Origin of the sequence: Halomonas alkaliantarctica, assembly GCF_029854215.1 — a bacterium.
Classification (GTDB): domain Bacteria; phylum Pseudomonadota; class Gammaproteobacteria; order Pseudomonadales; family Halomonadaceae; genus Vreelandella; species Vreelandella alkaliantarctica_A.
In genome coordinates, this window is record NZ_CP122961.1 from 1,857,225 (window position 1) to 1,872,481 (window position 15,257).

Annotated in this window: 13 protein-coding genes; 4 read left to right on the top strand and 9 right to left on the bottom strand. The window is 55.2% G+C overall.

Annotated elements, in window-relative coordinates; translation table 11 throughout:
- Positions 1-16: 16 nt before the first annotated feature.
- Complete coding sequence (locus QEN58_RS08385; protein ID WP_280106649.1) at positions 17-991, top strand: serine/threonine protein kinase; 975 nt, start codon at positions 17-19, stop codon at positions 989-991.
- A gap of 49 nt (positions 992-1,040) precedes the next feature.
- Here QEN58_RS08385 and QEN58_RS08390 read toward each other — a convergent pair whose 3' ends face one another.
- The gene (locus tag QEN58_RS08390; protein WP_280106650.1) at positions 1,041-1,601 is read right to left on the bottom strand and encodes a TraB/TrbI/VirB10 family type IV secretion system protein; all 561 of its coding nucleotides are present in this window, start codon (positions 1,599-1,601) and stop codon (positions 1,041-1,043) included.
- A 352-nt stretch (positions 1,602-1,953) separates the two neighbouring features.
- On the opposite strand from QEN58_RS08390, the gene folE reads away from it, so the two are divergent.
- Positions 1,954-2,505 (top strand): GTP cyclohydrolase I FolE, encoded by a 552-nt coding sequence (folE, locus tag QEN58_RS08395; RefSeq protein ID WP_280106651.1) that lies wholly within the window; start codon positions 1,954-1,956, stop codon positions 2,503-2,505.
- 120 nt (positions 2,506-2,625) lie between these two features.
- The gene (locus QEN58_RS08400; RefSeq protein ID WP_280106652.1) at positions 2,626-4,083 is read left to right on the top strand and encodes an NAD-dependent succinate-semialdehyde dehydrogenase; all 1,458 of its coding nucleotides are present in this window, start codon (positions 2,626-2,628) and stop codon (positions 4,081-4,083) included.
- 131 nt (positions 4,084-4,214) lie between these two features.
- On the opposite strand, the gene purH is transcribed toward QEN58_RS08400, so the two are convergent.
- The 8 genes from purH to ppa form a co-directional block, all read right to left on the bottom strand.
- Positions 4,215-5,831 (bottom strand): bifunctional phosphoribosylaminoimidazolecarboxamide formyltransferase/IMP cyclohydrolase, encoded by a 1,617-nt coding sequence (gene purH, locus QEN58_RS08405; protein ID WP_280106653.1) that lies wholly within the window; start codon positions 5,829-5,831, stop codon positions 4,215-4,217.
- A 49-nt stretch (positions 5,832-5,880) separates the two neighbouring features.
- A complete protein-coding gene (gene fis / locus QEN58_RS08410) occupies positions 5,881-6,249 on the bottom strand; it encodes a DNA-binding transcriptional regulator Fis (protein WP_071693098.1) in 369 nt (122 codons plus the stop codon).
- On the bottom strand, positions 6,246-7,283 hold the full coding sequence (gene dusB / locus QEN58_RS08415; RefSeq protein WP_280106654.1) for a tRNA dihydrouridine synthase DusB: 1,038 nt from the start codon (positions 7,281-7,283) through the stop codon (positions 6,246-6,248). Before dusB ends, fis begins: the two co-directional genes overlap by 4 nt.
- A 111-nt stretch (positions 7,284-7,394) precedes the next feature.
- The gene (gene prmA, locus QEN58_RS08420) at positions 7,395-8,309 is read right to left on the bottom strand and encodes a 50S ribosomal protein L11 methyltransferase (protein ID WP_280106655.1); all 915 of its coding nucleotides are present in this window, start codon (positions 8,307-8,309) and stop codon (positions 7,395-7,397) included.
- Between the two features lie 100 nt (positions 8,310-8,409).
- A complete protein-coding gene (gene accC, locus QEN58_RS08425) occupies positions 8,410-9,750 on the bottom strand; it encodes an acetyl-CoA carboxylase biotin carboxylase subunit (RefSeq protein WP_035579006.1) in 1,341 nt (446 codons plus the stop codon).
- Positions 9,751-9,781: 31 nt separating this feature from the next.
- Positions 9,782-10,258, bottom strand: a complete 477-nt coding sequence (gene accB, locus QEN58_RS08430) for an acetyl-CoA carboxylase biotin carboxyl carrier protein (protein WP_280106656.1) — start codon at positions 10,256-10,258, stop codon at positions 9,782-9,784.
- Positions 10,259-10,592: 334 nt separating this feature from the next.
- On the bottom strand, positions 10,593-12,467 hold the full coding sequence (dsbD, locus tag QEN58_RS08435; RefSeq protein ID WP_280106657.1) for a protein-disulfide reductase DsbD: 1,875 nt from the start codon (positions 12,465-12,467) through the stop codon (positions 10,593-10,595).
- A gap of 190 nt (positions 12,468-12,657) precedes the next feature.
- Positions 12,658-13,188, bottom strand: coding sequence for an inorganic diphosphatase (gene ppa, locus QEN58_RS08440; RefSeq protein ID WP_280106658.1), 531 nt, complete (start codon positions 13,186-13,188; stop codon positions 12,658-12,660).
- Positions 13,189-13,474: 286 nt separating this feature from the next.
- Between ppa and QEN58_RS08445 the strand changes: the two genes are divergently transcribed.
- Entirely contained in the window at positions 13,475-15,190 is a 1,716-nt protein-coding gene (locus QEN58_RS08445) for a bifunctional protein-serine/threonine kinase/phosphatase (protein ID WP_280106659.1), read from the top strand.
- Positions 15,191-15,257: the final 67 nt, after the last annotated feature.

Here is a 15,257-nt window from a genome sequence, read left to right on the forward strand (position 1 = left end):
AACCCAGGAGTGGCCTATGTCACACCCGTTTAGCTCTCTTTCGCCTGATTTAGTGATGTCTGCAGTTGAATCGCTGGATATTTGGCCTGCGGGCGAGCCTTTTGCGCTAAATAGCTATGAAAACCGTGTGCTGCTATTTCGTGATGACGATGGCAAAAACTGGATCGTTAAGTTTTATCGGCCTGGCCGCTGGTCAGATAGTGCGATTCAGGAGGAGCACGATTTTCTGCAGGAGCTGGTAGATCAACAGGTACCGGTCGTTGCGCCTTGGCGTGATAAGGCGGGTACGTCTTTGCACTACTTTAAGGCCTTTCGGTTTACGCTGTTTCCGCACTGCCCCGGCCAGGCGCCGGAGCTGGATAACCCATCACATCTGTTTGCCATGGGGGAGTTGCTGGGGCGGTTGCACCAGGTATCAGCTAAAAAAGCCTTTCATCACCGCCCGCGTTTAGAAATGGCGAGCGGTATTCTGGATGCTCAGCAGCGCGTGTTGGCCAGCCATTGGATGAGCCCTCATCAGCGCCGGGCCTATGACCGTGTGATCGAAAAGGTGTACCAACAGCTTACAAAACACAATGTGCCCGCCAGCAGCATCATTCGCTGCCATGGCGATTGCCATTTGGGTAATGTGCTGGGGCGTGACGAGCAGTTTACGCTGGTCGATTTTGACGACTGCACCATGGCACCCGCCATGCAGGATATATGGATGCTACTGCCGACCGACGACCCGCAGGGGTGGCGATCGCAGTTAAGTGAAATTATCGAAGGGTATGAACAGACAGGCCCATTTCCCACCGACCAAATGGCGCTGATTGAGCCGCTTAGAAGTTATCGGCTGATCAGGCACTCAGCGTGGCTGGTATCGCGTTGGGACGACCCCGCTTTTCCTAGGGCGTTTCCCTGGCTGGCGGATAGCGGCTATTGGGACCAGCATATCCGCCAATTAGAGCAGCAGTGCCTCCAGTTAGAGAATCCACGCTGGCTGGCGTAATGAGCGTTACAGGTAACCACTGACCTGTTATAGCGATAGTAGATCAAGGTCAATCGGGCACGGCTTCTTCGCGAGGCACCGGGTTGGCGATGCCTTCTCCGTCTGCTTGGCGACGCTGTTCGTTAAGCTCTGCAGAGGGATTATCCTGCTCAACAATTTCAACGGGTTGATCAAGGGTCAGAAGGAACGGCTGGCCAGGGGAGAGCGTGCACGGGATGCCTTCGCAGGCGATGCCGTATTGGCCATCTTCGCCATAAGCGCTGGCACTAAATTCGCCAGTGAAAATATCGCTGTCAGCGTCGTTTGTTTCAATACAGGTCGCCTCTTGGGTGGTGACGCGAATGCGCTCATCAACCATTTGCGCACTGCCTACAATGACGCAGTATTCCGGTAAGGAGTGCGAGGCGCCGGCTGCTTGAGTAGGGTGCAGCAAAATATCGTTAAGGCGCGCTTGGTTTGACTCAAACGCTAGCTCTTCAACGACTTCTACGCCGACGGTGGCTTCATTAGGCAGTGAAAGCGTGGCTTCTTCAGCAATAGCCAATAGCGGCGTAGCAAAAAAGGGGACCGCAAGGGCGGTTAACCAAAAAGGCGTTGGCTTAAATGACATGGCGAGCTCTCAATGTTGGCGCCTGCGATAAAGGCAGTAAAATAGAACCAATTAATCATATCACAGGCCCCTGGGTTGAAAAGTGAACGACGCGGCGCTCTGACGCAGGTAAACGGGTCACAGGCAGCCTAGATGCGGTAAAATGTTTCTTTTGCTTAATAGTCGTTGTGCAGGATTTTTTAAAAGTATACCTTTTGTATAATGCTTGTGGAGGAGAGACGCTGTTTAACGTCGCTCTAAAAATGATGTTACTTTTTCATGCGCAAAAGGGGTAATGAACTGGGTGACCGCCTGGATGCAATTGCGTATGGTTTTGAGATGGTTTTTTAGATAGTTATTGATGAGGCTACAAATGTCCGATGATATCGCTGAGCACTACCGCCAGATAATCTCAGCTCTTGGCGAAGACCCCAGCCGTGAAGGGCTAAGAGATACGCCTAAACGTGCGGCCAAGGCCATGCAGTTTCTCAATGCGGGCTACACTCAGTCATTGGACGAGATAATTAATGGCGCGGTATTTGAGTCGCAAACGGATGAGATGGTGCTGGTAAAAGACATTGAGCTCTACTCAATGTGCGAGCACCACCTGCTGCCATTTATCGGCAAGTGCCATATTGCCTATTTGCCCAATGGCAAAGTGTTAGGACTGTCCAAGTTTGCCCGGATCGTCGACATGTTTGCCCGTCGAATGCAGATTCAGGAAAACCTAACCCGCCAGATCGCAGAGGCAGTGCAGGACGTTACCCAGGCAAAGGGCGTTGCGGTGGTAATTGAGGCGCGACATCTCTGCATGATGATGCGTGGCGTGGAGAAACAAAACTCCAGCATGACGTCGTCGGTAATGCTGGGTGCATTCCGTAAGAATCAAGCGACTCGGCAAGAGTTTTTAATGCTCATTAGCTGAATTTATCGAAGGTTATTGGTCGGTAAAGCACGCCGCAGATTTGGTTTAAAGGGGTGTTTCGTCTTAGCATGAAGACGTTAATGAGCCTACAAGGCCATCATTTTTGGTCAGGAGCCTGTCATGGAAGCGCTTAAAGAAACACAGCTGTATTGCCCCTTTGCTTATATTGACGGCAGTTGGGTCGCGGCAGATAGTGGCGAGCAGATTACGGTATTAAACCCGGCAACCGGAGAAGCAATTGGCGATATTCCTCGCTTGGGTAAAGCCGAGACCGAGCGGGCGATTGATGCTGCGGATGCTGCGCTACCGGCCTGGCGGGCGCTAACTGCCCAAGAGCGCGCAGACTTGCTGATGAAGTGGCACGATCTAATGCTTGAGCACCAGCAAGATTTGGCCATGCTGATGACCTATGAGCAGGGCAAACCACTAAAAGAGGCCGCGGGTGAAATTGCTTACGCGGCCAGCTTTTTGCGCTGGTTTGCCGAAGAGGCGCGGCGTGTTTATGGCGAAACGATTCCCGCGGCTAACGCCAATCAACGCATCGTCGTTACCAAGCAACCCGTCGGTGTTGTGGGTGCGATTACACCCTGGAATTTCCCAGCGGCGATGATTACCCGTAAGGCCGGGGCGGCATTGGCCGCTGGCTGCACGATAGTGGTTAAGCCCGCAAGCCAAACACCCTTTTCCGCTACGGCCTTGGCGCTGTTGGCTGAACGGGCGGGCATCCCACGCGGTGTCTTTAACGTAGTGCCAGGTAGCGCTAGCGATATTGCCCAGGCGATGACCCAATCGCCCAAAGTGCGCAAGATTACCTTCACTGGTTCTACTGAAGTGGGTCGCAAGCTGATGGCCCAGGCGGCGGAGCATATCCAGAAAATCTCGCTAGAGTTAGGTGGTAATGCGCCCTTTATCGTCTTTGAGGATGCCGATTTAGACGCCGCCGTGGAAGGCGCCATGGCCGCTAAATTCCGCAACGCCGGGCAAACCTGTGTCTGCACTAATCGCTTCCTGGTGCAGTCCAGTGTGATTAACGCCTTTTGTGAAAAGCTAGCGGTCGCCATGAACAGCGAACTGCATGTGGGTGATGGCACCAAACCCAATATCAATATCGGCCCGTTAATCGATAATAACGCCGTTAAAAAAGTCAGCGAGCATGTGCAGGACGCCATTGATAATGGCGCTGAGCTGCTTCTTGGCGGTCATCCGCATCCGCTGGGCGGCAATTTCTTCACGCCGACGCTGATCAGTTTTGCGACTGACAAGATGAAAGTGGCTCACGAAGAGACCTTTGGCCCGCTAGCCGCTGTCTTCCCGTTTGACGATGAAGAGACCGCTATCGAGATGGCCAATGATACCCAGTATGGCTTGGCTTCCTATTTCTACTCCCGTGACCTTGCTCGCGTATGGCGTGTCGCCGAGGCGTTAGAGTACGGTATGGTGGGTATTAATACTGGCGCCATTTCCAACGCTGCCGCGCCTTTTGGGGGTGTAAAAGCCTCTGGACTGGGTCGCGAAGGTGGGCATCAGGGCTTGGAAGAGTACTTGGAAACCAAGTATCTGTGTATTGATCTTGGCTAGAACTTGATACTGGCCAGACACTGGGTATTGGTTTATCAGTACTGATTGCTACTATTAAAAAGCCCCTTAGGTATGCTCCTGTCAAAAGAGCGCCTAAGGGGCTTTGTGTTTCTAATCAGCTCATTGATGGCTTAGTGGCGGAAGTGGCGCATACCGGTGAACACCATAGCAATGCCTGCTTCATTGGCCGCGTCGATCACTTCCTGATCGCGCATGGAGCCTCCGGGCTGAATGACCGCGGTAATGCCTGCCGCTGCGGCAGCATCAATGCCATCGCGGAACGGGAAGAAGGCATCAGATGCCATCACTGAACCGGGAACCGAGAGACCTTCGTCAGCGGCTTTAATACCGGCGATCTTGGCGGAGTAAACCCGGCTCATTTGACCCGCGCCAACACCCACTGTTTGGCCCTCTTTGGCGTACACAATGGCATTGGACTTTACGAATTTGGCTACCCGCCAGGCAAAGGCAAGGTCACGCAGCTCCTGCTCGCTGGGCGCGCGCTGGCTGACCACGGTCAAGTCATCGCGGGCGACCATTCCGTCGTCACGCTCTTGTACCAACAAGCCGCCATTGACGCGCTTAAAGTCCAGCGCAGGCTGTTGCTCGCCGGGCCAGTGGGCGCTGACGTCCAGCAAGCGCACGTTTTGCTTATTCGCCACAATGACGGCCGCTTCATCGCTGACGCCCGGGGCAATAATCACCTCGACAAACTGGCGGTCAATAATCGCCTGGGCGGTTTCCGCATCCAGCGGCGTATTGAAGGCGATAATGCCGCCAAACGCGCTGGTGGGGTCGGTGGCAAAGGCTTTGTCGTAAGCGGCTAGGGCGGTGGCGCCAATGGCGACGCCGCATGGATTGGCGTGCTTAACGATCACGCAGGCCGTCTCGTTAAAAGCCTTAACGCACTCAAAAGCGGCGTCGGTATCGGCCACATTATTATACGAGAGTGGTTTTCCCTGGAGCATTTTTGCTGTGGCAACGCTAGGTTCGCTTGCCTGGGGGTCAACGTAGAAGGCTGCCTGCTGGTGAGGGTTTTCGCCGTAACGCATATCCTGCTTTTTATCGAGCTGCAGGTTAAAGGTGCGTGGGAACGCTTCATCAGCGGCATTGACTTTACGGCCTAGGTAGTCGGCAATCGCGCCGTCGTAGCCAGCGGTGTGCTCAAACGCTTTAACCGCTAAATCAAAGCGTGTAGCGCTACTGACCTGACCATCTTGAGCCGCTAGTTCACCCAGCACGCGCGCGTAGTCACTGCTATTGACCACGATGGTGGTGTAAGCATGATTTTTGGCGCAAGCGCGAACCATGGTGGGGCCGCCGATATCGATATTCTCGATGGCATCTTCTAGCGTGCAGTCGGGCTTGGCGACAGTGGCGGCGAAGGGGTAGAGATTGACCACCACCATGTCGATCGGCGTAATGTCATTCTCAGCCATGACTGCATCATCCTGGCCGCGACGAGCCAAGATGCCCCCGTGAATTTTTGGGTGTAGCGTTTTAACGCGACCATCCATAATTTCGGGGAAGCCGGTGTGTTCAGACACTTCTTTCACGGCAATGGCATTTTCTTGCAGCAGGCGGAAGGTGCCGCCAGTAGAGAGGAGTTCAACGCCGTGTTCGGTGAGGCCGCGGGCAAATTCCACAATACCGGTTTTATCAGAAACGCTCAGAAGGGCGCGGCGGACGGGGGTAGCGTTGCTGCCAGTCAGGGAAGAATTATCAGCCATGAGAGAGTTATCAGCCATTAGAGTGCTCGTGTGCAGAGACGAGAATTAAAAACAACAACGCCCCAGGTTATGGGGCGTCACCTTCGATAAGTCCGTATAACTTGAGTTTTTTGCGCAGGGTGCCACGGTTTAACCCTAGCGCATCAGCGGCCCGGGTCTGATTGCCGTCGGTGTGCTCCAAGACGCAGGCAAGTAAAGGCGCCTCTACTTCGGCCATCACCATGGCGTATAGATCGGTAGCCTGACTGCCGTCTAAATGCTCAAAGTAGCGGCGTATGGCCGTTTCCACTGCCTCCCGAAGCGGCTGCGGCGGTGAGTTAGCCGCAGGGTCCGCTAGCGTGCCTGCTAAATGGGAGTAGCTATCGCTAGAGCCGACATCGCTGGAATAGCTATCGCTTGCGTATGTGTCGCTAGATAGAAGATCGCGTTCGGTCATGCAGCATGGCTTCCTTTGGCTAGCAAACGCGAGGCGGCGCCGGGGGCCATCGCGTCGTTGATCCAATCAAATTGCGTTTCAGGTGACGCTAACGCATTGAACTGCTGCTTAAGCGCGCGCTGTTGGGGCGGCGTAAAGCGTTGGTCATCGCTGAGGTACCAGCCCACATGTTTGCGCGCGATACGTACACCCATGGTGGTGCCATAAAACTCATGCAGCGCTTCAACGTGCCCGTGAAGCACCTGGTGGCGTTCCGCAAGGCTTGGCAGTGCCATCCGCTCTCCATGCTGGAGGTAGTGGCTGATCTGTTGAAAGATCCATGGGTTGCCCTGCGCAGCACGGCCCACCATCACGGCATCAGCGCCGGTATAAGCAAGTACCTCGGCGGCTTTTTCCGGGCTTGTTATGTCGCCGTTGGCAATCACGGGTATCGCTAGGTGAGATTTGATCTCAGCAATCGTGTCGTACTCTGCCTGACCAGTATAGCGCTGCTGGCGATGACGGCCATGTATCGCTAACGATTGAATGCCGGCTGACTCGGCGAGCCTGGCAATGCGCAGGGCGTTATTGGATTCGGCACACCAGCCCGTGCGGATTTTCAGCGTTACGGGTATATCAACCGCTGCCACTACTGCATCGAGAATTTCGGCCACCAGGGCTTCGTCACGAAGGAGCGCCGACCCTGCCGCTTTGTTACAGACTTTTTTAGCCGGGCAGCCCATATTGATATCGATAATCTGGGCGCCCAGATCGGCATTCAAGCGCGCCGCTTGGGCGAGCATTTCAGCGTCGCCTCCGGCAATTTGCACTACACGCGGGTCGGGTTCACCGCGGTGATCCATACGCAGCTGCGATTTGCGAGTATGCCACAAACTAGGGTCTGAAGTGACCATTTCACCCACTACCCAGCCTGCCCCAAGTCGCCGACATAGCTGGCGAAAAGGCCGGTCAGTGACGCCAGCCATGGGTGCCAGCATTACGCGATTAGGTAATGCAAACGGGCCAATGCTGGCAGGTAGAGTGGTTAACGTCATGGCAGCGGACTTTGTTGGTTCTAAGCTGTGAGCAGGGCTAACGGCGAGTAGGCGTTTCAAGGGGGCGTATGATACGCCTACTCGGTGGTGGGGTGAAGGCCAATTGCCGCTTTAACGCGGCCGTACGCCATTAAGCCGCACCCAGCCTTCGCGAATCACCGGCTCCTCCATAGTGAGCCCCTGGGCCACATACGCCTCGTAAACATCATCTGCCTGGTTTGCCAAAATCCCCGATAGCGCAATGCGACCACCAGAAGCCACGTGGCCGGCAATCATTGGCGCGAGTTCAATCAGTGGGCCCGCTAAAATATTCGCGGTCACAATAGGGTAGACGCCGCCGTCGGTTAGCTGCTCTGGGTAGTAGAGGTTTAAATCCGATTCGGCAATACCGTTCCGCTCGGCGTTATCGCGGCTGGCCTGCAGCGCCTGAGGGTCAATATCGGTGGCGTCGGCGTGACTAGCGCCTAGCTTGAGCGCGGCGATAGCGAGAATGCCCGAGCCGCAGCCCACATCAAGGACGGTTTGCTGGGCTAAGTGACCGGCTACGGCCAGCCCATCCAGCCACTCAAGGCACAGTGCTGTGGTCGGGTGCGTACCGGTACCAAAGGCAAGGCCGGGGTCGAGAATCAGGTTTACGGCGTCGGCTTGAGGTGGCTCGTGCCAGCTAGGCACAATCCAGAGGCGTTGGCCCATACGCAGCGGCGTGAAGTCATCCATCCACTCCCGCTCCCAATCCCGGTCGGCGAGCAGTTCATACTCTATTGTAGGGCAGGGTTCGCCAGGCATATGTTCAGACCAAGCGGCCTCAATACGCTCCAGCATGCTCTCGACGCCCTCCAGGTCATCGTACAGGCCGGTGAGGATGGTATCTTCCCACAGTGGTGTGGTGCCACGCTCAGGCTCAAATACCGGATCATCGTGGGCGTCCTGAAGGCCAATGGCCGTCGCACCTTCTTCAAGCAGCAGTTCTTCGAGGAACTCTGCCTGTTCGGGAGCGACGTGGGCTTTGAGTTGAAGCCAGGGCATGGAGAGTCTCCGCGGGGCGAATTAAAGGCAAATACAGTAAAGACAAAAACGGGGTGGACATGGCCACCCCGTTGGGCATCAAGCATAGCGCTGGAAAACGTTAACTGCTGAGTTTCTTTTCCAGGTAGTGAATGTTGACACCGCCTTGACGGAAATAGCTGTCGCGAACCAAATCCTTTTGCAGGTCGATATTGGTTTTAATGCCTTCCACCAGCAGCTCGTCGAGGGCATTGCGCATCCGAGTGAGGGCTATTTCGCGATCCGCTCCCCAGGTGATCAGCTTGCCGATCAGGGAGTCATAGTGCGGAGGTACGGTGTAGCCGGTGTACAGGTGAGAGTCCATACGAACGCCCAAACCACCCGGTGCGTGAAACAGCGTTACCTTGCCGGGCGAAGGCATAAAGGTGCGCGAGTCTTCGGCGTTAATCCGGCACTCAAAAGAGTGGCCGTTGAGCTGGACATCTTCCTGGCGAATCGACAGCGGCAGACCCGAGGCAATGCGTAGCTGCTCTTTGACAATGTCCACGCCGGTGACCATTTCGGTCACTGGGTGCTCAACCTGAACGCGGGTATTCATCTCGATGAAGAAGTATTCACCGTCTTCGTACAAGAATTCAAAGGTGCCTGCACCGCGGTAGTTGATCTTGATACATGCCTGGCGGCACGCTTCAAGCACCTGGGCTCGGGCGTCTGGGTCGAGGCCTGGCGCGGGGGCTTCTTCGAGCACTTTTTGGTGACGACGTTGCAGTGAGCAGTCGCGGTCATAAAGATGAATCGCATTACCCTGACCGTCGGCTAGCACCTGCACTTCGACGTGGCGCGGCTTCTCAAGGAATTTTTCCATGTAGACCGTGCCATCACCAAAGGCAGCATGGGCTTCAGTGCGGGTAACAGTAATGGCCGAAAGCAGATGGCCTTCGGTGTGCACCACGCGCATGCCGCGACCACCGCCGCCAGAGGCTGCTTTGATGATGACCGGGTAACCAATGCGTCGCGCGGTGGCGAGATTAGTTGCGTCGTCATCACCCAAGGGGCCGTCAGAGCCTGGTACCGTGGGAACGCCTGCTTCCTTCATCGACTGGATGGCGCTGACTTTGTCGCCCATTAGGCGAATCGTCTCAGCGCGGGGACCAATAAAGGTAAAACCCGAGCGCTCAACCTGTTCGGCAAAGTTGGCATTTTCAGACAAAAAGCCGTAGCCAGGGTGAATAGCGGTTGAGTCGGTGACTTCGGCCGCGCTAATCAGGGCCGGGATATTTAAGTAAGACTGCGCTGACGAAGCCGGGCCAATACACACGGCTTCATCCGCCAGGCGAACGTGCATCAGTTCACGATCAGCTTTGGAGTGTACCGCTACGGTTTTAATGCCCAGTTCTTTACAGGCCCGTAGGATACGGAGGGCAATCTCGCCGCGGTTGGCGATAAGTACCTTGTCCAGCATGGGAGAGTCCACCCGTGTTGAAAATGAAAGATTAAGCGATAACGATCATGGGTTGATCGAATTCTACTGGCTCGCCATCTTCCACCAGGATGGCTTCCACTACACCGTCACGGTCAGCTTCAATCTGGTTCATCATTTTCATGGCTTCAATGATGCATATGGTGTCGCCTTGCTTAACGCTATCGCCGACTTCTACAAACGACTTGGCGCCCGGCGCAGGGCTGCGGTAGAAGGTGCCTACCATGGGAGAGTTGACCGCTTCGCCACGGTAGCTTGTACCCTGAGGCTCTGCTTCTGCAGCCGGTGCTGACGAGGGAGCGCCCGCTGCGGGAGCGGCTGGTGCATAGCCAGGATGCTGTGCATATTGCGGCATCGGTTGTGGCTGCCATGAGGCGCCATTGGGGTGGCGGCTGATACGAACTGACTCTTCGCCTTCCTGAATTTCAATCTCGCTAATATTGGACTCTTCGAGCAGTTCAATCAGTTTCTTAACTTTGCGGATATCCATGGCATAGCCCCATCAATGTCATAAAAAGTAGTCATAAAGCGCTACCACCTAAGTGCAGAGAGCCCTTTATGGCGCGTACGTTGCGCAGTAAACCAAATTTAAAAATGAAGAGAACGCTGCATGTTAGCGAACGTTACCCCGTTCTCACCGTTAAAAAAGCAAGTTTTTAGCTAATATGGGAGCGGAGTTTGCCGAAAAAGTGCCAGGATGTCCAGCAACAGCCTAAGCCAACGTCTAAACCAGCAAGCAGCGAAGAATTAAACGGCCGTTTGACGATGTTCGCGTCAGAAAGCGGCTTAAGTGTCTCAGAGAGTAGGCCGCCTGGGGTTTGAGCTTAGCTATTGGCTAGCCACTGGCTGACTGATTCTAGATGTTCACGCAACTGGTCGGCGGTCACTTCGCCTTGAATGCGTGCCTCACGAATCTCCTCTCCCTGGCTGAAAAACAGCAGGCTGGGTGGACCGAAGAGGTTGAATTGATTCAGCAACTCACGACTTTGTGGGTCAGTTTGCGTGACATCGGCGGCGATTAAGGTGTAATCATTAAGTGCTGCGGAAACCTGCGGGTCGGGGTAAACATCCCGCTCCAGAAGCTTGCATGAAATACACCAGTCGGCGGTAAAGTGCACAAAGACCGGCTGGTTGGCGCCTTCAGCTTGGGCGATGGCCGCTTCAAGCTCGGTTAAGCTGTTTACCTCGATGAAGTCGAGTGCTTCTACCTGAGTCTCACCAGAAATACTCGAAGTTGCCGCAAGGGGACGCAGGGGGTTGCTGCCACCTTGAGAGGCACCAATCACCAGCACTATCCCCCAAGCAAGCAGCATAAGCCCCAACGTTTGGCGTGCCCGCGGCCACCCCTGCGGCTGATTGAAATTCAGCGCCCCAAGCGCGAGCGCCGTGCCGATAGCAAGGGCCGCCCAAAGCAGCAGCGCAATGGGTGCGGCCACTAAACGCTCGATCATCCATATGGCGACGCCCAGCAGCAAAAGACCAAAGGCAATTTTTACACCGTTCATCCAGGCGCCGGAGCGGGGCAGCAGCGTAGCGCCAAAGGTGCCGACCAAAAGAAGCGGCACGCCCATGCCCATGCCCAGCGCAAACAGCACCGCGCCACCCATTGCGGCATCCCCTGTTGACGAGATAAACACCAGCGCGCCGGCCAAGGGCGCCGTTACACAGGGCGACACCACCAATACAGAGAGGGCGCCAGCCAGCGCTAGCCCCGCCGGGCCGCTGCGCTGAGCACGGGCCTGCCAAGCGTCAACACGGTTGGCAAAGCGGGGCGATAGGTTAAGGTTGAATGCCCCAAACATGGCCAGCGCAAAGAGCGTGAAAAGCACTGCAAAGGTAATCAATACCGGTGCCGACTGCAGACGCGCCTGAAGATTAAGCCCGGCACCAAACAACCCCATTAACACCCCGACAAGGGCGTAGGTCAGCGCCATACCGAATACATAGCTTAACGAAAGGGCGAAGGCGCGCGGGCGAGTGGGGTTCTGGCCTACCACAATCGATGACAAAATCGGGATCATCGGCAGCACACAGGGGGTAAAGGTAAGCCCCAGGCCGGCAATGAAAAACAGCCCCAGCGCCAGCGGTAGGCTGGCATCGCTGATCAAAGCGCTAAAGCGGCTGTCTTCGCTTTGCGGCGCGGCGAAATCGCCCTGTTCTGAGGTGTTAGCGGACGACGTGTTGGCTGCCGGGCCGGAGGCCGTATTATCGGCTTGCCAATTGGAAAACTGGCTGGGGGGTTGGGTTTCGCTGGCCTCTAGCGTTATTTGCTCTGGAGGGTAGCAGAGCCCGGCATCTGCGCAGCCTTGAAAGGTCAATGCAATATTCAGCGGGCCAGAGTAGGGGGCTGCCAACGGTGCTTGTAACACTACCTGGTCGCGAAACACATACACATCGCCCACAAACTCATCGTTGGTAAAGATGCCTTGAGGGATGATGGGATCGCCGAGGCTAACATCCTGCGTTTGGCTGACTAGCGCAAACTGGTGGCGATATAGATAGTATTCATCTGCGATATCCATGCCGATATAGAGCGTATCGCCATCATGCCAAGCGGTCGGCTGAAAGGCTTCCATAACCGGCAAAAATTCGTCTTGGTTGCTAGATGATGAAAACCATTGGGCGTTTGCACTTAGCGGAAGCAAGCCAAGAAAGAAAATCAATAATGTAAACAGGCTCAGACGTTTAAGAGATAACACGGTGCGTCCTTAATCAATGGCATCGCAATGAAAGGCGAATAGCATACCGCAACCTTGAACCCCTGGCGTATACGCTGCGGTGACGTGACGCGGCTCCTAACAGTGCCTTAATCCTGCCCACATAAAAAGACCGCCCTTAAGGCGGCCTCTTATCCCATTGGCGGCAGAAACATACACCGCAAGGAGACTGTTACGCTTTTTGATAGGCGATAACGGATTTCTCAATCGCCTTGCGTGCAGCGTCTGCGCCTTCCCAAGACTCTACTTTTACCCATTTGCCTTTCTCGAGATCTTTGTAGTTCTCGAAGAAGTGAGCAATCTGCTGGCGCAGAAGCTCAGGCAGGTCGGTAACTTCCTGGACGTCGTCATAGAGCGAGCTTAGCTTGGCGTGGGGCACGCAGATCAACTTGGCATCTTCACCGGCTTCGTCGGTCATGTTCAGAATGCCTACCGGGCGCGCGCGGATAATGCTGCCAGGTTGAACTGGGTGCGGGGTAACTACCAATGCGTCAAGTGCATCGCCATCGTCGGCTAGGGTATGCGGAATAAAACCGTAGTTGGCGGGGTAGAACATAGGGGTGGCCATAAAGCGGTCAACGAGTAGCGCGCCCATGTCTTTATCAATTTCGTATTTGATCGGATCGTGGTTGGCTGGAATTTCGATCACCACGTAAACGTCGTTGGGGAGATCCTTTCCGGCAGGGATATTATCGAAGTTCATCGTTGATTCCTTGGTAGTGCTGTGGCTAGTAGAGTCGAGCCGTGGTTAGGCAATCGGTTCAGAGTCGTTTATGGCGAAGAATTATACGAACATGACTGCCCGATTACCAATGCGACATAGGTTGGCCGCACGTGATAATTCATGTGCCCTTCAAATTGGCCGAATACGATAGAGACGTTTGGTGGGCATCGTTTCCGTGCTGCTGCGTGTATCATAGGCAGCGTTTATTGACAGTGTTGGTTGACAGTGATGTCCCTCGATCGAGTCGGCAGCCTAGGAGGATGACTTGTCGCACGCCCAATTGCTCATTAGTTATGGTCAAGCGTTTGTCGCGCCCGATAGGCGCCTGCACCGCAGTTCAATGTCGGTTCGCTTTCCTGAAGCGCCGCTGCTTAGTGCCAAAGGCGGTTGTGCGGTGATCAGCGACTCCATTTCACGCAATACGATGGCCAAGCAGGCCGGTGATATAAGCGTACGCGGCTTTCTGGCCGACTACTTTTCGACCCCCGATCACTGGGATGTCAAAACCTCTGCCACCCGTGTGCTACGCGCGCTCAACAGTTGGTGCTATAGCCAAAGCCAGCATGTGAAAGAGGGCAGTTTTGTTTCATCCATGTCGGCGATGGTGTTCCGCGGCCGCGAAGCCCATCTGTTCCATATGGGCGATACGCTTGTCTTTCGTTTACGGGGTGCCGAGTTTGAGCAGCTAAGCCGTGATCATGTGACCGATTTAGGCGGCTATCGCTACCCTTCACGAGCGCTGGGTATGGACGGCAGTGTCGATATTGATTACACCCACATTGCGCTCAAGCAGGGCGATCTGTTCCTGTTCACCACCCAGGGGGTGCGCGGCACGCTGCTGCCTTCCGACTATGTGCGCTTGATTCGCCAGGACGCCAGTGATTTGGATGCCGCCTGCGAGCGGCTAGCCGATGAGGCAAAGCAGCGCGCCCAGGAACGCGGCTATGGCGGTGACCAGTTCTGCTTCCAGTTGATACGTATCGATGAATTACCTGAAGAGGTAACTGAGCACCCAGGCCAGCTCTATGGCGACCTTCCGATTCCCCCTGAATTGTCTGTGGGTGAGCGTCTAGACGGCTTGGAGGTTCTCGCGGTGCTATCGCGAACGGCGCAGTCGCGGGTGTATCGCGTCCGCGATGTGCATAGCGAGCGGGAAATGGTCCTGAAAGCGCCCAGCCCTGAGCTTTCGTTGCGCAATGCCTATCTTGAGCACTTTCTACTCCAACAGTGGGTGGTGGAACGCGTTAACTCGCCCTTTGTGGTTAAAGTGATGGAGCCATCTCGACCGCGCCGCTACCTGTATTATCTGATGCAGCATATTGAAGGCGAAACGCTGCGAGAGTGGGGAGAGCGACATCCTCAAGCCAGCCTGACCCAGCGCTTGGATATTGCCAATCAGTTGGGAAAAGCGGTGCAAGCGCTGCATCATCGGGACATTATTCATCAGCAGATCAATCCCGATAATATTTTGATCGACCCACACGGCAAGCTTGTGCTCACCGATTTTAGTGCCTGTCATATGCGCGACGGCGAAGGGCACCGTCACTCGGGAGAGCTGTTACGACAGATTGGCTTTAACGAACACACTGCACCTGAATATGCATTAGGCGACAGCATTGGTCGGCGCAGTGATCAGTACTCGCTAGCGTCCACTACTTACTGGCTTTTGACCGGAGCTTTACCTTATACGCTGACGCCCAACAGGCTTCGCAGCCACACCGACCTTGAAGAGTTGACCTATCGTAGCGCGCGTACCACCAATCCTGAGATCTCCCAGGAACTAGACGACGCGCTACGCCGTGCCTTGGACCCCCAGCGTGCGCTGCGGTTTAGGCGCATGTCCGAGTTTTTGCATGCGCTTAGGGTGCCGCTTGGGCGGTTACCCAATCGAGAAGAGAGCCGCCAGGAGCCGCGGCGTTTCTGGCAGGGTGTGGCGGGAATTCTGCTGTTGCTGCTAGTGCTTTCCTGGTTACTACGCTAACCCAGGCGGGGAAGTACACATAAAACGGGGCGATGAAGTGATTCATCGCCCCGTTCTTTTTATTGCC